This is a genomic window from Actinomyces sp. ICM47 (genome assembly GCF_905369875.1).
Taxonomy (GTDB): domain Bacteria; phylum Actinomycetota; class Actinomycetes; order Actinomycetales; family Actinomycetaceae; genus Pauljensenia.
The window spans coordinates 1-20,598 of sequence record NZ_CAJPJE010000031.1; the positions used below are offsets into that span (position 1 = coordinate 1).

Annotated in this window: 19 protein-coding genes; 1 reads left to right on the forward strand and 18 read right to left on the reverse strand. The window is 66.3% G+C overall.

Annotation, left to right across the window (positions count from 1 at the left end; genetic code table 11):
• The 14 genes from QZ149_RS06875 to rimP form a co-directional block, all read right to left on the reverse strand.
• Positions 1–313, reverse strand: a 313-nt coding sequence (locus QZ149_RS06875) for a pyrimidine dimer DNA glycosylase/endonuclease V (protein ID WP_291450597.1), incomplete at its 3' end; no start/stop codon positions are given.
• 22 nt (positions 314–335) lie between these two features.
• Positions 336–1,232: a 4-hydroxy-tetrahydrodipicolinate synthase gene (gene dapA, locus QZ149_RS06880; protein ID WP_291450598.1), complete on the reverse strand. Its 897-nt coding sequence runs from the start codon at positions 1,230–1,232 to the stop codon at positions 336–338.
• Positions 1,233–1,334: 102 nt separating this feature from the next.
• The gene (locus tag QZ149_RS06885; protein WP_291450599.1) at positions 1,335–1,868 is read right to left on the reverse strand and encodes a GNAT family N-acetyltransferase; all 534 of its coding nucleotides are present in this window, start codon (positions 1,866–1,868) and stop codon (positions 1,335–1,337) included.
• Entirely contained in the window at positions 1,865–2,605 is a 741-nt protein-coding gene (gene dapB / locus QZ149_RS06890; RefSeq protein WP_291450615.1) for a 4-hydroxy-tetrahydrodipicolinate reductase, read from the reverse strand. Before dapB ends, QZ149_RS06885 begins: the two co-directional genes overlap by 4 nt.
• A gap of 78 nt (positions 2,606–2,683) precedes the next feature.
• Positions 2,684–3,988 (reverse strand): pitrilysin family protein, encoded by a 1,305-nt coding sequence (locus QZ149_RS06895; RefSeq protein ID WP_291450600.1) that lies wholly within the window; start codon positions 3,986–3,988, stop codon positions 2,684–2,686.
• A gap of 135 nt (positions 3,989–4,123) precedes the next feature.
• A complete protein-coding gene (locus QZ149_RS06900; protein WP_291450601.1) occupies positions 4,124–6,469 on the reverse strand; it encodes a polyribonucleotide nucleotidyltransferase in 2,346 nt (781 codons plus the stop codon).
• A 185-nt stretch (positions 6,470–6,654) separates the two neighbouring features.
• Positions 6,655–6,924 carry a 30S ribosomal protein S15 gene (rpsO, locus tag QZ149_RS06905; protein ID WP_007587851.1) on the reverse strand — a complete coding sequence of 90 codons (270 nt, stop codon included), beginning with the start codon at positions 6,922–6,924 and terminating at the stop codon, positions 6,655–6,657.
• Positions 6,925–7,158: 234 nt separating this feature from the next.
• Positions 7,159–8,148, reverse strand: a complete 990-nt coding sequence (locus tag QZ149_RS06910) for a bifunctional riboflavin kinase/FAD synthetase (RefSeq protein WP_291450602.1) — start codon at positions 8,146–8,148, stop codon at positions 7,159–7,161.
• Between the two features lie 12 nt (positions 8,149–8,160).
• A complete protein-coding gene (gene truB / locus QZ149_RS06915) occupies positions 8,161–9,192 on the reverse strand; it encodes a tRNA pseudouridine(55) synthase TruB (protein WP_291450603.1) in 1,032 nt (343 codons plus the stop codon).
• Positions 9,193–9,198: 6 nt separating this feature from the next.
• On the reverse strand, positions 9,199–9,651 hold the full coding sequence (gene rbfA / locus QZ149_RS06920; protein WP_009647302.1) for a 30S ribosome-binding factor RbfA: 453 nt from the start codon (positions 9,649–9,651) through the stop codon (positions 9,199–9,201).
• Between the two features lie 99 nt (positions 9,652–9,750).
• A complete protein-coding gene (gene infB, locus QZ149_RS06925) occupies positions 9,751–12,645 on the reverse strand; it encodes a translation initiation factor IF-2 (protein ID WP_291450604.1) in 2,895 nt (964 codons plus the stop codon).
• 136 nt (positions 12,646–12,781) lie between these two features.
• Positions 12,782–13,069, reverse strand: a complete 288-nt coding sequence (locus tag QZ149_RS06930; RefSeq protein WP_291450605.1) for a YlxR family protein — start codon at positions 13,067–13,069, stop codon at positions 12,782–12,784.
• Between the two features lie 44 nt (positions 13,070–13,113).
• On the reverse strand, positions 13,114–14,142 hold the full coding sequence (gene nusA / locus QZ149_RS06935) for a transcription termination factor NusA (RefSeq protein WP_009647845.1): 1,029 nt from the start codon (positions 14,140–14,142) through the stop codon (positions 13,114–13,116).
• A 6-nt stretch (positions 14,143–14,148) separates the two neighbouring features.
• Positions 14,149–14,619 carry a ribosome maturation factor RimP gene (rimP, locus tag QZ149_RS06940; protein WP_291450608.1) on the reverse strand — a complete coding sequence of 157 codons (471 nt, stop codon included), beginning with the start codon at positions 14,617–14,619 and terminating at the stop codon, positions 14,149–14,151.
• A 93-nt stretch (positions 14,620–14,712) separates the two neighbouring features.
• Between rimP and QZ149_RS06945 the strand changes: the two genes are divergently transcribed.
• Positions 14,713–15,702, forward strand: coding sequence for a hypothetical protein (locus QZ149_RS06945; RefSeq protein WP_291450609.1), 990 nt, complete (start codon positions 14,713–14,715; stop codon positions 15,700–15,702).
• Between the two features lie 91 nt (positions 15,703–15,793).
• Here QZ149_RS06945 and QZ149_RS06950 read toward each other — a convergent pair whose 3' ends face one another.
• The 4 genes from QZ149_RS06950 to QZ149_RS06965 form a co-directional block, all read right to left on the reverse strand.
• Positions 15,794–16,843 (reverse strand): 3-isopropylmalate dehydrogenase, encoded by a 1,050-nt coding sequence (locus QZ149_RS06950; RefSeq protein WP_291450610.1) that lies wholly within the window; start codon positions 16,841–16,843, stop codon positions 15,794–15,796.
• Positions 16,844–16,994: 151 nt separating this feature from the next.
• Positions 16,995–19,247, reverse strand: a complete 2,253-nt coding sequence (locus tag QZ149_RS06955) for an exo-alpha-sialidase (RefSeq protein ID WP_291450612.1) — start codon at positions 19,245–19,247, stop codon at positions 16,995–16,997.
• 176 nt (positions 19,248–19,423) lie between these two features.
• Positions 19,424–20,494: a glycosyltransferase gene (locus tag QZ149_RS06960; RefSeq protein ID WP_291450616.1), complete on the reverse strand. Its 1,071-nt coding sequence runs from the start codon at positions 20,492–20,494 to the stop codon at positions 19,424–19,426.
• Complete coding sequence (locus tag QZ149_RS06965) at positions 20,410–20,589, reverse strand: hypothetical protein (RefSeq protein ID WP_291450614.1); 180 nt, start codon at positions 20,587–20,589, stop codon at positions 20,410–20,412. Before QZ149_RS06965 ends, QZ149_RS06960 begins: the two co-directional genes overlap by 85 nt.
• Positions 20,590–20,598 lie beyond the last annotated feature (9 nt).

Here is a 20,598-nt window from a genome sequence, read left to right on the forward strand (position 1 = left end):
GCTCCAGTTCCAGCTGCCCCTCGGTGACCGTCAGGCTGACGCCGGTGCACTCCGGCTCAGGCAGGTCGATGCGGGAGGCGTCGAAGCGGTAGCCGCGCCGGACGGCCTCCTCGCGCAGCCCCCACAGATAGGCGCCCACCGCCACCGCCGGAGTGACCGGATCAGGAACGGCGCGGAAGCGTTCGAGCTGGGGGTGGTTGCGGTAGCCGCGGGTGCGCCCGGCCAGGACCGCCTGGGCCAGGAGTGACTCGCGCCAGCAGGCCACCAGGCCCGCACGGTCCAGGTGGCTCGGGTGCACCGACCACATGCGCATAGCGAGCGTGTCCTGCCGGTTCTCAGAGCAGTCCGGAGGCTGCCAGGACCACACGCAGGGCGGCGACCTCGGCCTCCTCGGCGCGCACGAGGGGCAGGCGCAGGGCGGGGCTGGGCAGGCGTCCCTGGAGGTGCAGGGCCTCCTTGGCCATAACGGCCCCCTGCCCGCCGCCCATGATGGCGTGGACGAGGGGGCGCAGCGAGTAGGAGAGCTCGCGGGCCTCCCACACCTGGTCGGTGTCGAGCAGCTCGATCATGCGGCGGTAGTGAGCAGAGGCCACGTGGGTCACGACGGAGATGAAGCCGGAGGCTCCGCCTGTCATCCACGCGAAGTTCAGGCCGTCGTCGCCCGAGTAGTACTCCAGGCCGGTGCGGTGCATGCGCTCCACGCCTGTCTCGACGTCGCCGGTGGCGTCCTTGACCCCGAGGATACGCGGGTGCTGGGCGAGGATGTCAAGGGTGGAGTCGGAGAAGGCGATGCCGGTGCGGCCGGGAATGTCGTAGAGCATGACGGGCAGGTCGACAGCGTCGGTGACGGCGCGCACGTGGGCGCGCAGGCCTTCCTGGGAGGGACGGTTGTAGTACGGGGACACGATCAGCAGACCGTCCGCGCCGTGTTCCTGGGCACCTTCACCGATGCGCACGGCGTGTGCTGTGTCGTTGGAGCAGGCGCCGCACAGGATGAAGGCACGGTCTCCGACGGCTTCGCGAACCGCGTCGGTGAGGTCATTCTTTTCGGGCTGGTGTGTCGTCGGCGACTCGCCCGTCGTACCGGACAGGAGGATCGTGTCGCACCCTTCGTCAACGAGCTTGATCGCGAGGCGCTGGGCAGAGGGCAGGTCGATGTCGCCGGCCTCGGTCATGGGGGTGACCATGGCGGCGGCCAGGGAACCGAATCGGCGAGGAGGAATATTCGTCATGCCCCCATCTTACGCACTCGCCACGTAACGAGGCCTCCGCCGGTTCGTAAGGAGAGTCCACGATGCGGGAGGCTCGCCATGCCTCCCGCCCGTCGTGGGTCCTTAGTCGCGGCGCGCCCACCACATGTGCTGGGCCTGATCACCGAGCGTGCGCACGCCCCCCGAGGGGGCAAAGCCCGCCGAGGTGTAGAAACGTTGACGTTCCTCATCGTCCGCGCCGATCCACACGTGCAGCACGCCGCTGGTCAGGTCCGCGACGGCTGCCAGGAGGCGCGAGGCGTGTCCGGCGCGCCGGAAGTTCGGGTCTACGACAAGCTCGTAAACCTGGGTCGCCCTCTCGCTCCCCTCCCCCGCGGAACCGTGCCCGGAGGAGGTGTCCACGGCCTCGTCCGGCCCTGCCAGGGCAAAGCCGACGATGGTGTTGGCGTGCAGCGCGACGAGGAGTGCACTGCCCGCGGGAGAGGGGGCGGACAGGGTGGCCTCCCAGCGGCGGGCGAGCAGCTCCTCGGTGACGCCCTGGGACGCCAGGGCGTCCTCTCCCATGAGGGCACGCCAGGCACCGACCTGCAGACGAGCAATGGCACCTTCGTCGCCGCGCTGGGCGGGCCTCACAGAACGGTCCGGGGCAGCGTTCACAGGCCCATGACCTGATCAAGACCGATCGTCAGGCCAGTCCGGCCAATCACGCGGCGCACGCCCAGGAGAACGCCGGGCATGAAGGACACTCGGTCGAAGGAGTCTGTGCGGATGACCAGCTGCTCGCCCTCGTTGCCCAGGAGGATCTCCTCGGAGGCAGTCAGGCCGCGCAGGCGCACGGCGTGCACCGGGACGCCGTCGACGCGACCGCCTCGGCTGCCCAGTTCGTCCATCTCGGTGGCGTCGGGCATGTCGCCCAGGCCAGCCTCGGCGCGTGCGCGAGCGATGCCGCGCGCGGTGGCCACCGCCGTGCCCGAGGGGGCGTCCACCTTGCCCGGGTGGTGCATCTCGATGACCTCGGCGGACTCGAAGTAGGGGGCGGCCATGGCAGCAAACTTCATGGACAGCACCGCGCCCATCGCGAAGTTCGGGGCAATCAGGACGGCGCGCCCCGCCTCCTGCGCATGAGTGCGCACGCGCGCGTAGGACTCCTCGGTCCACCCCGTCGTGCCCACGACGACATCCACACCGGCGTCAAGGAGCGCGTGCACGTTCGCCTCGGTGACTCCAGGAACCGAGAAGTCGACGGCGACCTGCGCGCCGTTAACGGTTTTCTTGGTGATCGGATCACCTGCATCCAGCTGAGCGACGACCTCCATATCGGGGGCACCGGTCACGGCCGCCACGACGGTGGAGCCCATGCGGCCCTTAGCTCCGGTCACTGCCACGCGAATCATCATTGTCTCCTTCTGAAAGGGTTGCTTAGTGTCAAGGCTATGCCCCGCACCCGGGCAGCGGGCGGGGATTCTCACGACTCAGTCCTGGGGCAGGACCAGCGCGCGGCAGTCCAGTTTGGCGATAAGGGAGGCGGCCAGGGCGCGAACGTCATGCGCGCCCACCGAGTCGAATTCGGCCAACGACTCGTCGATGGGACGGTAGCGCCCGACGATCTCCGAGCGGCCCAGTCGCATCATGCGCGACCAGTTGTCCTCCAGGCCCAGGACGACGCCTCCGCGGACCTGCCCGCGCACGCGCGTCATCTCCTCCTCGGTCGGGCCGTCCGCGGCCAGGTCCTCCAGCTGAGCGCGCATGATGGTCTCAACCTCGTCGACCTTGTCGGGGCTGCAGCCCGCGTACATCCCGAAGGTACCCGTGTCGGAGTAAGCGACGTCGTAGGCGTAGGTCGTATAAGCCAGGCCACGCTTTTCGCGCACCTCCTGGAAGAGGCGCGAGGACATGGACCCGCCAAGGATCGAGAGCAGCACACTCATCGTGGGACCCAGCGGATCAGTGGCCGACAAGCCTTCACAACCGATGAGGACGTGCGCCTGCGTGACGTCGCGCTGTCGCGTGATGTCCTTCTCGTGGTCGGCGATGGGCGTCGCGGTCGTTGATCGACGAGGCCGGGGCGCGGCCGCGCTCGCGTGATCCCAGGGGGATGCCTCCAGGGCGGCCTGGACGCGCTCGACGATGTGGTCGTGGTCGACGTGGCCGGCGGCTGCGACGATAAGCGAGGAGGGCGAGTAGTGGGACTGGTAGTGCTCCCACACGTCAGAGCGGCCGACCTCGCGAATCGCCTGGGAGGTGCCGCCGACGGGACGGCCAATGGGACGGTCGCCGTGGACGGCCAGCTGGAAGGCCTCGTGAACGGTTTCCGTAGGCGAGTCCTCCCCCATCGCCAGCTCATCGAGGATGACGCCGCGCTCCATCGCGAAATCATCCTCGTCCAGGCGCGAGTCGGTGACCATGTCGGCAAGCGTCTCAATGGCCATGTCCAGGTCGGCGTCGCGAACGCGCGCCCAGTACGCAGTGTGCTCGCGAGCAGTCTCGGCGTTGGACTCGCCACCGACGCTGTCAAAGGCGACAGCGATGTCAAGAGCCGAACGCTTATTCGTGCCCTTGAAGAGGAGATGCTCGAGGAAGTGAGTGGACCCCGCCGTGCGCGATCCCTCATCACGCGAGCCCACAGGTACCCACAGGGACACGCCCGCACTCTTCGTCGCGGGAATCGTCTGGGTCAGCACACGCGTCCCAGCCCCCAGGATTGTGCGCTCGATGCGCGTGTCACCGTCCTCGATGGACAGGCGGGTCTCGTCGAGCGGCAGCGGCTTAGGCGTCATTCTTCTCCTCTTGCGTCCCCGCGGGTCGGGGGATTGGCACGAAACGTTCACAGTGTAGCCGCACAAGGGCTGGTGGCCGGGATGGAGCACGCGCTCCATCCCGGCCACCGGTCACTGTCAGCTATCGGGAGCTACTCACTCCTCAGACGCGCCTTCCTCACGCTCGTCATCGCGACGACGACGGGTGCGGGTACGGGGACGGCGCTCGCGGCGCTCAGAACGGTCACGGCACTCGCGACGCGGCTCGGAAGACTCACCCTCGGGGGCCTCCAGCTCGCCAGCCTCACCGTCGATGACGGCGTGCAGGCTCAGCTTGCCGCGGTCGCCGATCTCGTTGATCTCGACCTCGACCTGCTGGCCGACCTGCAGGACATCGTCCACGGAGTCGATGCGCTTACCGCCCACGAGGCGACGAACCTGCGAGATGTGCAGGAGGCCGTCCTTACCGGGGGTCAGCGACACGAAGGCGCCGAACGACGTGGTCTTGACGACCGTGCCGACGAAGCGCTCGCCGACCTCGGGCATCTGCGGGTTCGCAATCTGGTTGACCATCGTGCGGGCGGCCTCGGCGGAGGCACCGTCGGAGGAGGCGATGTAGACGGTGCCGTCGTCCTCGATGGTGACGTCAGCGCCGGTCTCGTCCTGGATCTGGTTGATCATCTTGCCCTTGGGACCGATGACCTCGCCGATCTTGTCGACGGGAACCTTGACGGTGATGATACGAGGAGCGTTCGGACTCATCTCATCCGGACCGTCGATCGCCTGGTTGATCAGGTCGAGGATCGCCAGGCGGGCGTCGCGTGCCTGGGCCAGCGCAGCGCGCAGCACCTGGGAGTCGATGCCGTCAAGCTTGGTGTCCAGCTGCAGGGCCGTGATGAAGTCGCGGGTACCGGCAACCTTGAAGTCCATGTCGCCGAAGCCGTCCTCGGCACCCAGGATGTCGGTCAGGGTGACGGCCTTGAACTGACCATCGACCTCACCGGTCATGAGACCCATCGCGATGCCCGCGACGGGGGCGCGCAGCGGCACGCCGGCCTGAAGGAGGGACAGGGTCGAGGCACACACGGATCCCATCGAGGACGAGCCGTTAGAACCCATGGTCTCGGAGACCTGACGGATCGCGTAGGGGAAGTCCTCGCGCGAGGGCAGGACGGGAACCAGGGCACGCTCGGCCAGGTCACCGTGGCCGATCTCGCGGCGCTTCGGGGAGCCGACGCGGCCAACCTCGCCCGTGGAGAACGGGGGGAAGTTGTACTGGTGCATGTAGCGCTTGGAATTGATGGGCGACAGGTTGTCGATCTGCTGCTCCATGCGCAGCATGGCCAGGGTGGTCACGCCCAGGATCTGGGTCTCACCGCGCTGGAACAGGGCGGAGCCGTGCACGCGGGGCAGGACCTCAACCTCGGCGGAGAGAGAACGGATCTGGCGCGGGGTACGGCCATCCATGCGGATCTCTTCACGCAGGGTGCGATTACGGATCGTGGCCTTCTCGAGCGAACGGAACGCGGCCTTGAGGGCCTTCTCCGACTCGGGGAAGCGCTCGGCCAGGGCACCGAGCATCTCTTCCTTGACGGCATCCACGGCCTCGTCGCGGGCGAGCTTGCCCTCGGTCAGCAGCGCCTGAGCGACCTTCTCGGCGGCGTATTCCTCGACAGCGGCGTATTCCTCGTCGGTGTAGTCCAGGAACAGCGGGAAGTCGGCGGTCTCCTTGGAGGCCTTCTCGGCAACCTTGATCTGAGCCTCGCACAGGGCCTTGATGAAGGGCTTTGCAGCTTCGAGGCCGTCGGCCACAACATCTTCGGTGGGGGCGGTAGCGCCAGCCTGAATGAGTTCCCACTCGTTCTTGCCGCCGCCGGCCTCGACCATCATGATCGCGACGTCTTCGGAGCCATCCTCCTTGGTGACGATGCGGCCCGCGACAACGATGTTGAACACGGAACGCTCAAGCTCGCTCCAGCGCGGGAACGCGACCCACTGGCCGTCGATCAGGGCCAGGCGAGTGCCACCGATCGGGCCGGTGAACGGCAGGCCAGCGATCTGGGTGGACATGGAGGCGGCGTTGATCGCCAGAACGTCGTAGGCGTCATCCGGATCGATCGTCAGGACGGTCTCGACGACCTGAACCTCGTTACGCAGGCCCTTGACGAAGCCGGGACGCAGCGGGCGATCAATGAGGCGGGCAGCCAGGATGGCCTCGGTGCCCGCGCGGCCTTCGCGGCGGAAGAAGGAACCGGGGATGCGCCCCGCGGCGTACTGACGCTCTTCAACGTCAACGGTCAGCGGGAAGAAATCGAACTGGTCCTTGGGGTTCTTGCCAACGGTCGTGGCGGACAGAACGGTAGTGGAATCATCCAGGTAGGCCAGAGCAGAGCCGGCGGCCTGCTTGGCGAGACGGCCGGTTTCGAAGCGCACGACGCGCTTGCCGAAACGGCCGTTATCGATAATCGCCTCTGCGGCGATGATGTCAGAGCCTTCCATCATGGGGCGTTTCTCCTTGGTTTGTTGGTGTCGCGCTCCACTTCGGCCTTCGATCGAAGCCCACGGATCAACTCTCCGGAGGCCACTGTCGAAAACCGGCGGCTTGCGCGCGAAAAATAAACGGCGTGCCCGAGGCGGGCGTGTGAAAACCGGCCCGTCTCCGTTATGGGAGGCGGGCCGGCCCAAAATCAGCGGCGCAGGCCGAGACGCTCGATGAGCGAACGGTAACGCTCGATGTCGATGTCAGCCAGGTAACCCAGCAGGCGGCGACGACGGCCGACCAGCAGCAGCAGGCCACGACGGGAGTGGTGGTCGTGCGTGTGGGTCTTGAAGTGCTCGGTCAGATCCTTGATGCGGCGGGTCAGCAGCGCGATCTGCACCTCGGGGGAACCGGTGTCGCCCTCGTGGGTAGCGTACTCGGCGATGATCTGATCCTTGACGTCCTTGCTCAGCGGCACAGGCTTCTCCTTTGTATTCGTTGCGCGGGGCATCCGGGCGTCTCCCGGATGCTGACAGTCCGCGGCCGGTGTACGGCTTTTCTACAGTAGCACGTCCGAGTTGTCAGTCTCCTCGTGAGCGACGAAGCTAACGATTTGGCCGGTCGGGGGCAAGGCCTCCTCCTCTCCCCCGTAATCTGTCCGCATGCGTAGGCGGGGCAGGACCCCCGGCGGGTGCATGGATCCGGGGAGGCGTTAGGAGGCAGTGACTGAGTCCGGGTCGACGCGCCCGGCGACGCCGATACCGAGGACGGAAGCCGTCTGACGCAGGTCGTCGTCCATCTGGCGCAACAGGCCGTCGACGTTATCGAAGGACAGCATCGGACGGATACGCGACACGAAAGTGACAGCGATGCGTTCGCCGTACAGGTTCAGGTCGGAGCGGCCTAAGACGTGTGCCTCGACGGTGCGCTCCTCGCCGTTGAACTGTGGGTTGGTGCCCACGGAGATGGCGGCAGGCAGGAACTCAGCGGACTGGGTGCCGGGGACGGCACGCACGACCCAGCCAGCGTAGACACCGTCTGCAGGGATGACGCCCTCGACCTCTTGTGAGAGGTTCGCTGTGGGGAATCCGAGCGTGCGACCACGCTTGAAGCCGTGGCAGACGGTGCCGCGGATACGGTGCAGGTGACCGAGCACGCGGGCGGCACCGGAGACATCGCCTGCAGCCAGGAGTTCGCGCACCCATGAGGAGGACCAGCGGCGTCCCTCGGGTGCCTCGATATCGGTAACGGTCAAGACATCGAAGCCATAGCGGCGTCCGAGGGCGCGCAGCGTGTCGATCGTTCCGACGTTGCCGCGACCGAAGCGGAAGTCTTCACCGACGACAACCTCGCGGGCACCGCAGCGCTCGACCAGAAATTCGTCAACGAACTCGTCGGGTTCGAGGCTGTAGACGCTCTTGTCGTAGTGGGCGACAAGAGTGGCGTCCAGTCCGGCGGCCTCCATTGCGTCGAGGCGGTCACGCAGCGGGGAGATGAGCTGGAGGCCCACCTCAGGCTTATGCACCTGAATCGGGTGCGGGTCGAAGGTGATGGCCACGGCGTCGACGCCGAGCTTGTGGGCACGCTCCACGCAGGTGGCGATGACCTTCTTGTGACCGTTGTGCATGCCGTCGAAGTTACCGATGGTGACGACACTGGCCTCGTTGCCGGGGATCTCGGTCAGGGACTGCCAGACGTTCATTGTCTCTCTTTCTTAAAAAACCAGGACGGTCCGCAGGCGCGCAGCGTCGATGCGCAGCAGGCCGAGGACCTCACCTGACGGTGACGTGGCCGCGATTGGTGGGGCCTCCCCCTCCGAGGTGATCGGCAGCGCATCGCCGACTTGCGCAACCCACTGCGCGAGTTGCTCGCGCGAACGTCGGGGGGCCTGGCCGTGCGCAAAGGCACCCGCCTCGGCCTCAGTGAGGGGCAGGGCGGGGAACATGGTAAGTGCCGCCCGACCCAGGGGAATCAGGGGCAGAACAGGCTGTTCCCCACCCCCTTCGTCCTCCACGGCGGCGGCGAGTTCATCGAGGGTGAGCGCGCCTTCAAGCGGGAAGTCGCCGACGCGTGTTCGCCGCAGCGCGGTGAGGTGAGCGCCGACCCCCAGGGCCGCGCCCGCATCGCGCGCGAGGGCCCGTACGTAGGTGCCCGACGAACACTCGACAGCCACGTCGACATCGACGACGCGAACCGGCCCGGGAACGCATGCGCTCTCCCGGACCACGGCCTCGTCGAGGCAAACCTCAGATATGCGCGGGGCCGCAAGAACCTCCAGGCGCGAGATGCGCACCGGGCGCGCCGCCAGCTCGACGTCCTGCCCCGCGCGGGCGAGCGCATACGCTCGTTTACCGTTCACCTTGATCGCCGACACTGTCGTGGGAACCTGCATGATGTCACCGCACAGGGGCGCGAGCGCCGCCTCCAGGTCGGACTCGCTGAGGGAGGTACACCCCACCGCTGACGTGGGGAATCCCTCGGCATCATCCGTGTTGGTCGCAATGCCGAAACGGATCGTCGCCAGATACTCCTTCGAATGCCCACTCACCCACGTGAGGAGCTTCGTTGCCTTACCAACACCGATGACGAGGACCCCGGTCGCCATGGGGTCCAGCGTGCCGCCATGGCCCACCTTGCGGGTGTGGCCCAGGCGTCGCACACGCGCAACGACATCGTGGCTGGTAATGCCAGCGGGCTTGTCAATGACGAGCAGGCCGGGGCACGGGTTATCGGGGCGACGAGCCATGAGCGATTAGGCCCAATCCTTCTCGTCCGCTTCGCCCTCTTCGTCGTCGTGACGGTAGGGGTCCTCCTCACCCGCATAGGTCGCGCCCTGCGCGGCGGCGGCAATCGCCTCGTCCTTCGCCTTGGCCTTCGCGAGGGCATCCTCCAAGGCTGCCGCGCTCTCGGGAAGCGCGTCCGGGATGAACTCCAGCGTCGGGGTCAGGCGCAGCCCCAGGACCTTGCCAACGCGTGAGCGAAACAGGCCCTGCGCGGAAGCGAATGCACGCGCAGCCTTCTCACGCTGCTCGTCATCGCCAAGCACCGTGTAGAAAACGGACGCATGCTGCAGGTCGCCCGTCACGCGCACGTCCGTGATCGTCACGAGTTCCAGGCGGGGATCCTTCACATCGCGGCCAATCATCGACGCGACAGTCTGCAGGATTCGCTCCTGCACCTTACGAACGCGAGCCTCGTCAGCCATCGCGCCCTCCTTTCGGGCACTGAAGCCCTTGTCAGAACATTAGATGTGCGAAGATCGGGGTCCGAGCATACTCGGACCCCGATACTTCACGCTGCGGAATCAGTCACGAGCCTTCTCGCGCATCTCCCAGGTCTCAATGACATCGCCTTCGGTGATGTCCTTGTAGCCCAGGGTGATACCGCACTCGTAGCCCTCGCGGACCTCGGTGACGTCGTCCTTTTCGCGACGCAGAGAGGCGATCTCGAGGTTGTCGGCCACAACCACACCGTCGTGCACCAGGCGAGCCTTGGTTCCGCGCTTGATCGTGCCGGAGCGGACGATCGAACCGGCGATGTTGCCGAACCTGCCGGAGCGGAAGACCTGGCGGATTTCCGCGGTGCCCAGCTGGACCTCCTCGTAGATCGGCTTGAGCATGCCCTTGAGGGCAGCTTCAATGTCGTCGATCGCCGAGTAGATGACGTTGTAGTACTTGATCTCGACGCCCTCGGCATCCGCCATCTCGGCCACGCGTTCGGCGGGACGGACGTTGAAGCCGATGATGACCGCGTTGTCGACGGTCGCCAGGTTGACGTCGTTCTGCGTGATCGCACCGACACCGCGGTGGATGATACGCAGCGCGACCTCGTCGCCCACGTCGATGCGCAGCAGCGAGTCTTCCAGGGCCTCGACGGCACCGGACACGTCGCCCTTGATGACCAGGTTGAGGGTGTCGACCTCGCCCTCGGCCAGGACCTTGTCGAAGTCCTCCAGGGAGACGCGCTTGCGGCGCTTGGCCAGCAGGGCCTGGCGCTCGGCTGCCTCACGCTTGTCGGCGATCTGGCGGGCCGTGCGGTCGTCGTTAGCGACCAGGAACGAGTCGCCGGCGCGCGGGACCGACGTGAGTCCCAGGACCGCGACCGGGGTCGACGGGCCAGCCTCGGAGACGTCGTTGCCGGCGTCGTCGAACATGGCGCGCACGCGACCGTAGGACGAGCCGACCACGAGGGAGTCGCCCACGTGGAGCGTGCCGCGCTGAACCAGCATGGTCGCGACGGCACCGCGCCCCTTGTCCAGGTTGGCTTCGATGGCGACGCCGCGGGCGTCCGTGTTCGGGTTGGCCTCGAGAGTCAGGGCCGCATCGGCCGTCAGCAGGACGGCCTCGAGCAGCTCGCGGATGCCTGTGCGCTGCTTGGCCGAGATGTTCACGAACATGACGTCGCCGCCGTACTCTTCGGCGACCAGGCCGTACTCGGTGAGCTGGGAACGGATCTTCTCCGGGTTCGCGCTTTCCTTATCGACCTTGTTGACCGCGACGACGATCGGTACGTCGGCTGCCTGCGCGTGGTTGATGGCTTCAACCGTCTGAGGCATGACGCCGTCATCGGCCGCGACCACGAGGATCGCGATATCGGTGACCTGGGCACCACGGGCACGCATGGCCGTGAAGGCCTCATGACCGGGGGTATCGATGAAGGTGATCGGGCGGCGAGTGCCGTCCTCAGCCGTGACCTTGACCTGGTAGGCACCGATGTGCTGCGTGATGCCACCATGCTCGGTGTCGACAACGTCCGTGTGACGGATAGCGTCGAGCAGCTTGGTCTTACCGTGGTCGACGTGACCCATGACGGTGACGACCGGCGGGCGCGGTTCCATGTTTTCGGCGTCTTCAAGCTCTTCGGCTTCGAGGTCGATGTCGAAGGACTCGAGCAGCTCACGATCCTCGTCCTCAGGCGAGACGACCTTGACGTCGTAGCCGAGTTCGGCACCCAGCGCCTCAAAGGTGTCCTGGTCGAGGGACTGCGTGGCGGTCGCCATCTCGCCCAGGGCGAAGAGGACGGTCACGAGCGCTGCGGGATTAACGTCGATCTTCTCGGCGAGATCGGCCAGGGACGCGCCCTGACGGATGCGGATCTGCGCGCCGTTACCGCGCGGGATCGCGACGCCACCGATGACCGGCGCGTTCTGCTGCTCGTACTCTTGACGCTTCGCGCGCTTCGACTTGCGTCCGCGCTGCGAGCGGCCGCCTCCGCGACCGAATGCGCCCGGCGTGGAGCCGCGACCGCCGCGACCACCACCGCGCGGACCGAAACCGCCGCCGTTGTTTTGGGCTGCTCCTGCGCCTGCGCCTGCACCGGCACCCGGACGGGCACCGCCGCGACCGCGGCCACCGCCGCGACCACCGCTGCGCTCGGACGTGTTGTTGCCGGTAGCGGCGTTGCGGGCGAAGTTTGCCTGGCCAGGCATCATGCCCGGGTTGGGGCGGTTACCGCCGGGGCGCGGCGCGCCCGGACGCGGTGCGCCGGGACGAGGCCCAGCGTTGCCAGAGCCACCCGGACGGGGCGCGCCGGGACGAGGCCCAGCGTTACCGGAGCCACCCGGACGGGGCATGCCCTGAGAAGAGGCATACGGGTTATTGCCTGGACGAGGGCCACCGGGACGCGGCGCGCCGGGGCGGGCCGGACGCGGGGTATCGTTGCGACGAGGCGCAGGCTTGGGTGCACCACCCTCAGCGGGCTTGCGGCCACCGGGCTTCGGTGCCGAACCCTCCGCAGGCTTCTTGCCACGAGGCTTGGGAGCGGTCTCGCTCTTGCGCGCACCAGGCTTGGGAGCGCCGGGCTTGGGTCCGGTGCCCTTGGGGGCCGGAGCCTTGGGGGCACCGGGCTTGGGCGCGGCACCCTTGGGGGCCGGAGCCTTCGGCGTGGGTGCCTTCGGGGTGGGTGCCTTAGGCGCGGGGACGGGGGCCGAGGCCTCCGGGGCCGACGCCTGGGGAACGACGGGCTTCTTCGGTGCAGGCTTGGCTGCTCCGGGTTTCGGTGCCTTGGGGGCGGGCTTGGTCTCCGCCTTCTTGCTCTTGTGCGCCGCCGCGAACTTCTCGCGCATCTGCCGCACGACGGGCGGCTCAAGCGAGGACGAGGACGACTTGACGAATTCACCTGCTTCCTTCAGGTGACCCATCAGTTCTTTGCTGGTGATTCCGAGCTCTTTGGCGAGCTCGTGGACACGCAACTTTGCCACTTTTCTCCATTCCGGAAGCGTCTCCGGTGTGGAGACGCCTTACTGATATTGCTGGCAGCTCATCGCTGGGTACTCATCGGGTGCCCATCAGCTTCCAACCCGCTTCCATCTTCTCGGCCTTGATGGCGCGTGGCCATCACTGGGTGGTGATCATCTCCCCCACGTCATCCCAGACGGTGTCTGTCACAGCGCCTGTTCGGAAGGCGCGAGCGAGTGCTCGTCTGGTTCGGGCCCGCTGGACGCACCCCGCGTCGGGGTGGATCCACGCTCCTCGACCTGGAAGAGTCGCCGTCGGGTCGAGGTGAATCGCACCGTCGGGCGAACGCACGATCCGCACGAGGGCAGTTCTGTGCGCGCGAGTACCGCATCCGATGCAGGTGCGCTGTGGTCCTGTGGTGGGCTCAGGCGGCAGGGGATACGACACAATCCCCTAGCTTAGTCGAGCTAGGGGATTGTTTATCTCAGTTTCTATGAGCGACTTGTCACGTCGTCGGGGGTGGAGACGCGCGAGGCGATCTCGTCGTCGCCGGTTTCTGTGTCAGCGTGGATGTCGATGTGATAGTTCGTCAGACGCGCGGCGAGTCGAGCGTTCTGCCCTTCCTTGCCAATCGCGAGGGAGAGCTGGAAATCCGGCACGATGGCGGTAGCCGTGCGGTTGTCGACGGAGTGGACGACGACGCGGGTCACACGGGCCGGCGACAGGGAGTTAGCAACGAAGCGCGCGGGATCGTCGGAGTAGTCGACGATATCGATCTTCTCACCACCCAGCTCGGCCATGACGGAGCGCACACGCGCTCCCATGGGTCCGATGCAAGCACCCTTGGCATTGATGCCTTCGCGGGTGGCTGCCACGGCGATCTTCGTGCGGTGGCCGGCCTCGCGGGCGATTGCCTTGATCTTGACGAGTCCCTGCTGAATCTCGGGAACCTCGCGCTGGAAGAGACCGGCGACGAGGTTGGGGTGGGTGCGCGACAGGGTGATGCGCGGCCCGCGTTCAGTGCGCTCGACGCCCACAATGTAGGCGCGGATCCGGTCGCCGTGGCGGTAGGTCTCACCGGGAACCTTCTCGCCGTCGGGCAAGACGGCCTCGAAGTCGTCGGAAACCTGAACCATCGTGGGGCGGCCGGGGCGCGGGGCTTGGACGGTGCCGGTGATGATCTGTCCTTCTCGGCCCGCGAAGTCACCGAAGACACGCTGGTCGTCAGCGTCGCGCAGGCGCTGCATGATGACGGAGCGCGCCGTGGACTGAGCGATGCGCCCGAAGTTCTTCGGGGTGTCATCAAATTCACCAATGGGGTTGCCGTCTTCGTCCTCGTCCATCGCCATGACGGTGACGCGCCCAGTCTTCTTATCGATTTCGATGCGGGCCTGGGAGATCGCACCGGGCAGGTTGTGGTACGCCTTGAGCAGTGCCTCTTCGATGGCGTCAACGAGGGTTTCGAGGCTGACGCCCTTCTCGTTTTCCACCATCCGCAGAGCGGTCATATCAATTTCCATGGTCTCCTACTTCCCCGTTCCAAAGTCGACGCGGGAACGCGCCTTCCTCATGTCCTGATAGTCAATGGTAGTGGCTTCGCCGTCAACATCGATCGTTGCACTGGTCTCGCCCGCGTCGATGACGCGACCGGAGACGTAGCCGCCGGCGCGCAGCTTGATACGCACGAGGCGTCCGATTTGCCGCATCCAGTGGCCAACCTTCGTCAGTTCGCGCTCGGCCCCGGGGGTGGAGACCTCCAGCAGGTATTCACCATCGATCGGATCGGCAGCGTCCAGCGCCTTCGACACGGCGCGGGACACGTCCGCAAGAGTGTCTGAGTCAATACCGTCGGCACCAATCGGGGCTTCGACGACGACCCGCAGGAGCGGCATCGCGTCGGAGCGCATGCGGGTCACCGAATCCAGTTCGAGCCCCGAGGCTGCGACCACGGGAGCCAGCAGCTCCTGAAGCGGTCCGTCAGTCGTGGACGATCCCATATACGCCTATCTTTCTTCTCGCGAACGCGGGTCAGTTACCCATCCTACCCGGGGGTGTGGGATGATGCGGGGGTGCGATTCGCAAATCTGACTATGACCATACGCCGTATCCCCGGCCTCGTTGCTACCGGTACGGCGCTTTTCGCGCTATCCGCGTGTTCCTTGTCCACCCCGTCGACGACCCTGACGAGCTTTGCTGCAGCTCGCGACCAAGCAGCGCGAACGGAAGCTGCCGCGTCCGCGCGAGCCACGCAGCTCGCCGAACTCGCGACCGAGTGCGAGCCCTGTTCCAGCGCGCTACGTACGGCTGCGTCGTCCTCCGACACTCGTCTCGAGACTCTTGGCGGCCTCTGGGATCCGTGGGGAGGGAAGCCTCCCGAAGGCCAGGAGGCTCCCGATCCGGTCTCCGAGGCCCCCACCGATGTGGCTGCGTTCGTATCATGGATGGCTCGCACAGCCACCCGCGACCTGCAGATCGCTACCGAGGAGGACGCTCAATCCGACAAGGCGCGCACGCTGGCTGCCTCCGCGCTGGGCCGCTATGCCAATGCTGTGTCCATCGCGCGCGCCTACGAGATCGATGTCAACGCGGGCGATAGCCAAGCTTCAGCTGTCAACGACCGCGTGAACACATCCTCCTCCAAGGGCGTGCAGAGCTGGGATATCGAGTCGTACAACGAGTCCTCGATTTCCTCAACGTTCACTCTGTCGGGCAGTGATCTTGCGTCGTCGAAGGAGCTCTCCGACGCCGTCGCCATGTGGGATTGCATGGCTTCCACACTCCCGAAGGTGCATTCGGACACAGATACTCTAAGCGAGACGGACACTTACGACATGTCGGGTGCTCTGCTGGTCCGTGCTGATATCGCGCTGCAGGCAGGCGCTGCGGATACGCGTACGCCGCGTTGCGAGCTGGATTCCCTGGACACAGCCACACTCGCCTCGAACCTGCTCGCCGTCGATACCGCGCTGTTCGCTTCCAAGTCCGAGGCAGTGCGTAGCGCTGGCGCACGTGCAGCGCTCGCTGACATCGAGCAGTGGGCCTCCCACACAACGCTGCCGGCATTGATCGGCACTCGTTAGAATCATCCACCCGGTCGACTTACGACTCCGAGAATCCAATAGAAAGAGGGCCGCTCCCCTACCCGGGGAGCGGCCCTCTCGTCATGTCGGCTCAGAGGCGAGCGGCGATGTCGTCACCGATCTGGGAGGTTGAGCGTACGAGGGGGCTGCCACTGGCCGCAGCCTCTGCTCGCGCCGCCATGTCGGCGTCGATGGCTGCGCGCACACGTGCTGCCTCGTCTGCGAATCCCATGAAGTCGAGCATGAGCGCGACCGACGAAATGGTCGCGGTCGGGTCGGCCTTCCCCTGCCCCGCGATGTCGGGCGCGGAACCGTGCACGGGCTCGAACATGGAGGGGAACTCACGCGAGGGGTTGAGGTTACCCGACGCGCTCAAGCCGATGCCGCCGGTGACGGCCCCGGCCTCGTCGGTGAGGATATCACCGAACAGGTTGTCCGTGACGATCACGTCGAAGCGCGCAGGGTCGGTGACCATGTAGATGGTGGCAGCATCGATGTGACAGTAGTCGACGCGCACGTCGGGGTACTCCTCCCCCACCTCGTCGACGATTCGGCGCCACATGTGTCCGGCGTTGACCAGGACATTGTGCTTGTGGACGAGAGTCAGGCGCTTTTTGCGCGAGGCGGCCGCCTCAAAGGCGTAGCGCACGACGCGCTCGACACCGTATGCGGTGTTGACGCTGACCTCGGTTGCGATTTCGTGCGGGGTGCCGACGCGCACGGCCCCGCCGTTGCCGCAGTAGAGGCCCTCGGTGCCTTCGCGCACGACGACGAAGTCGATGTCGCCGGGGTTAGCCAGGGGGCTGGGCACGCCCTCGTAGTACTTGGAGGGACGCAGGTTCACGTAGTGGTCGAGGGCGAAGCGCAGCTTGAGGAGCAGGCCGCGCTCGAGGACGCCGGAGGGAACGGAGGGATCACCGACCGCACCCAGGAGGATGACGTCGTGGCGCTTAATGGCCTCGAGGTCCTCGTCGGTGAGGGTGTCGCCGGTCGCGTGCCAGCGCTGCGCACCCAGATCGAAGTGGGTCGTCGAGTAGTCGACGCCCTTGTCCGCCAGGACGCGGTCCAGGACCTTCAGGCCCTCGGGGACGATTTCCTTGCCGATGCCGTCGCCGGGGATTACTGCGATGTTCAGTGTCATACGTCCATCTTCCCCCGCCCACGCGCGCTCGTCCGCACGGGTCCAACCCGTGGTCTCTTTGCGCCGTGACGTGTCCCATACGGGGCATGAACGAGGCCGGGGCTGGAGGGCGTTGACGCTCCCCTGGCCCCGGCCATGTCTCAGTGTCGGATCAGATCCAGACCCCCGAGGGGGCGAAGTAGTACCAGCGTCCGGCGATGGATGTCCATCCGGTCGCCATTCGGCCGTCGTCACCGAAGTAGTGCCAGCTGATGCCGATGTTCTGCCAGCCAGTGACCATCGCGCCCGAGGGTGCCAGGTAGTACCAGCCGCCCGCATGCTGCCAGCCGGTGAGCATGGTGCCGGTGTCGGAGAAGAGGTACCAGGTGCCTCCAACCTGAGTCCATCCGGTTGCCATGGCCCCGGTGGAGGGCTCGAGGTAGTACCAGGCGCCTCCGTCGCTGACCCAGCCGCTCGCGCGTGCACCGTAGGCGTTGTAGTAGCTCCACACGCCGTCGGTCTTGTCCCAGCCGGTGACCATGTAGCCGTCAGCACCGAAGCGGTAGGTGGCCTCGCCGATGGTGACGGTCTGGTTCATCGCATAGGTGGAGTCCTCCAGCTGCCACTTCCACCCTGAGCCGGTGTTGACCCAGTGCGCGGGGTTGACTGCGGGTGCAGGTTCAGGCGCGGGCTGCGGGTCCGGTGTGGGGTCCGGGGCAGGTTCGGGCGCGGGTTCGGGCGCGGGCTGCGGGGCGGGAGCGGAATCTTCGCCGGGATCGACCAGGCCAAGGTAGGCGGCGTCCACGCGCATAAACTCGATGTTCTTGTAGCCGCCGGACTCGTAGAGGAGGCCCCAGGTGCCGTCAGCGAGGGCGTGAAGGGTCGAGTAAGCCATGTCGCCGCTCTCGAAGACCGTGCCGTCGTTCCAGGTGAAACCGTCGTCGTAGGAGACGCGGATTGTGCCGTTGGCGCGAGCACTGGAGGAGTTGGCGTTGGAGAAGAGCAGGACACGGGCGCGTGCGGACCCCTCGGGGGCGTCCGGGAATGCGCGGATGATGGAGGCGTTGTTCCGCGGGTCAGTCAGGTCCCAGTTGTGGCGGAAGGGACCCCAGGTCTGACCACCGTCGTAGGAGATAGCCTCCAAGCGCTGGCCTGCGGTGCCTTGCGTGCGCGAGTTGAGGAGCAGGCGACCGTCGGAGAGTTCGACGACCTTGTTCTCGTCCGCACTGCCTTCGGTGGGGGTGCCGGGTTTCCAGGTCGCTCCGTGGTCGTCGGAGTAGACGGAGACGGCCATGAGGGAGGTGGAGCCGGAGTTGGCGACGGCGTACTGCTGGATGAGGCGTCCGGCGTGGGTGCCGTAGCGTAGCTGGATGCCTTCACCGGAGGACGCGAAGCGGGTGAACCACGCTCCTTCGTATCCGGCGCTCACCTGGTCGGTGATGGTTCGAGGGTTGACCCATGTTTCGCCGTTGTCGTGGGATTCGACGACGTGGGCGTGCAGGATGTTGCGCGCCGTGGGGTCCGTGCCCAGATGGGATTGGAAGAGGCCCGCGTCGTAGGACTTCACGGAGAACATGAAGATCGTGCCGGTGGTGCGGTCGACGACGAAGGAGGGGTCGGAGTATCCGACCTTGGCCGCGCCGGGGGTGCCGGCGAGGGCGGTCTGAATGGGGGTCCAGGACTTACCGCCGTCCTTGGAGATGCGGTAGATGATGGAGTTGGCCTGGGGCGCGTCCTGGCAGTTGTCGGGACGACCGTCCCACGCGGCGATGATCCAGCCGTTGGTGGCAGTGGTCAGCGCGGGGATGCGGTGACAGTTGAAGCCGGCGAGGCCGGGGGACGCGAGGCGAACCTTGTCTCCGATGGCGTAGTCGGTCGGGGTCTCGAGCGGGTCTGGGGCGGCGGGCCGAGTCCCGGCGGCGACGGTAATGGGGTCAGTAGCGGAGACGAAGTTCCCGGCGATGACGTCGGTGCCGTTGCGGTCACGGGTGGCCGCCCACGTGGCACTGGGCGTAAAGGTCCCGGCCGCGACGTCCTCCTGTGTCACCGTGTGCGTGGCGGAGGTGCAGGACTTGGTGGTGTGAGCGGCCAGGTTGTGCCAGCGGCAGTTGGGCGCTCCGGTCGTGAGAACGCCGGACAGGTTAGAGTCGACCGGGAAGACGGTGAGTGCACTGTCGGTGTTGTTGGTGTAGGTGAAGGTGACGGTCACGACATCACCGACGTACAGGGGGTCGCCGATTGCATCGGTGCGCGTGGCAACGACGCTGATTGGGGCAGACTCTTCGTCGGTTGCCGAGGCCGTGGTGAGCGCCGCGTCGCCGGTGTCACTGTGTGGGGCGGCCAGGGAGGGGGCGGCGAGGCTCACGCATAGCAGCGCGGCTCCCGTGGCTGCCGCGAGGGCTCGCCTGTAGTGGCGGAGGGTCATCGTTGGTCCTTCCCGGGAGGGGTGTCAATGGGCGGCGGCTGAGTTGGAACTCACCCTCCGCAGGATTCATCATACAAATTAGGATGCTGACTAACCACTTATACAAGAAGTGCGCCACATAGTCACCATGCTAATTACCGACAAACCACGCGGATAGCTGCCCACCCGACGCACCATCACCCGTGCGACACATCCGCAGAAACTAACCGATCATAAGCATCTTCAAGCCTGTCAACGCAAGCACGAATGTCATACCGTTCGCCCAGCCCGCGGTAACGCGCACCCTCACTCACACGCGCCTGACGCCCCCGCTCAACCCACCTGTCAATCGCGCGGGCGAGCGCTCGAGAATCCCCGGCCTCGTACATACTGTCCCCGCTGAGGGCGAACTGGCTGGTCGCCGTCAACGGACCGCGCGCAATGACAGGCACGACCCCCAGACGGAGGACCTCCAGAGCACTCAGCCCCTCAACCTCAATCCGCGCCGCGTGCACATAGAGGTCACAGCGAGACGCCTCGCGCGCGAGCTCCGGCGCACTCATGAAGGCAAAGCGCACAGGGCGAGTAATGACACCGTCACTCAAGAGAGCCGAGGCCTGGGCGCGCAGAGCACGCTCGGTCGGGCCGCGCCCGGCAAGGGCCAGTTCAATAGAGCGCGCATGGGAGCTGTAGCGCAGGGCGCGCAGAATGGTCGCCTGGTCTTTTTCCCGAGAGAACCGCCCGACGGCGAGGATACGAACAACAGACGAGTCACCTTCATCGCTACGCGCATCCGCGCCATCGACCCCCTCCCCCAGCGGGACACCATTCGACAGAAGCAGGAGCGGGGGGCGCAGCGCAAGCGGCTCCAGACGATCCCAGACGGATTGAGACGGGCACTGCACGAGCGAACACCGATTGAAGATGGCACGCTTCCACAGCTCAAGGATCATGCGGTTGAGCAGGCGCGCCCGATCCAAGTAGATCGAGGCCGTCAGATTTTCGGGGTGAATGTGATAGGTCGCCAGAGCGGGCACACCCGCCCGGCGGGCAAGCTGCGCAACGACAGCCTGCAGATAGAAAGGCTCCTCGAGATGAACAACGTCGGCCCACTGGAGCGCTCGCTTCACCTGGGCGCGCCGCACGCGCGCAAAGGCATACCCCTGGGAGGCTATGAGGGATCCTACAACAGGAACAGACATGGGAGGGAGCGGATACTCAGGCATACCGACACCACAATCATCCCCATCGCGCGGCGGTGCCGACAGGATGCGAACACGGTGCCACGCTCGCGCAGCAGCGCAATCGTGCGCCGCGCAGAAGCAGCCAGGCCGTTACCACGGGTATAGAGATCGTTGATCACGAACAAAAT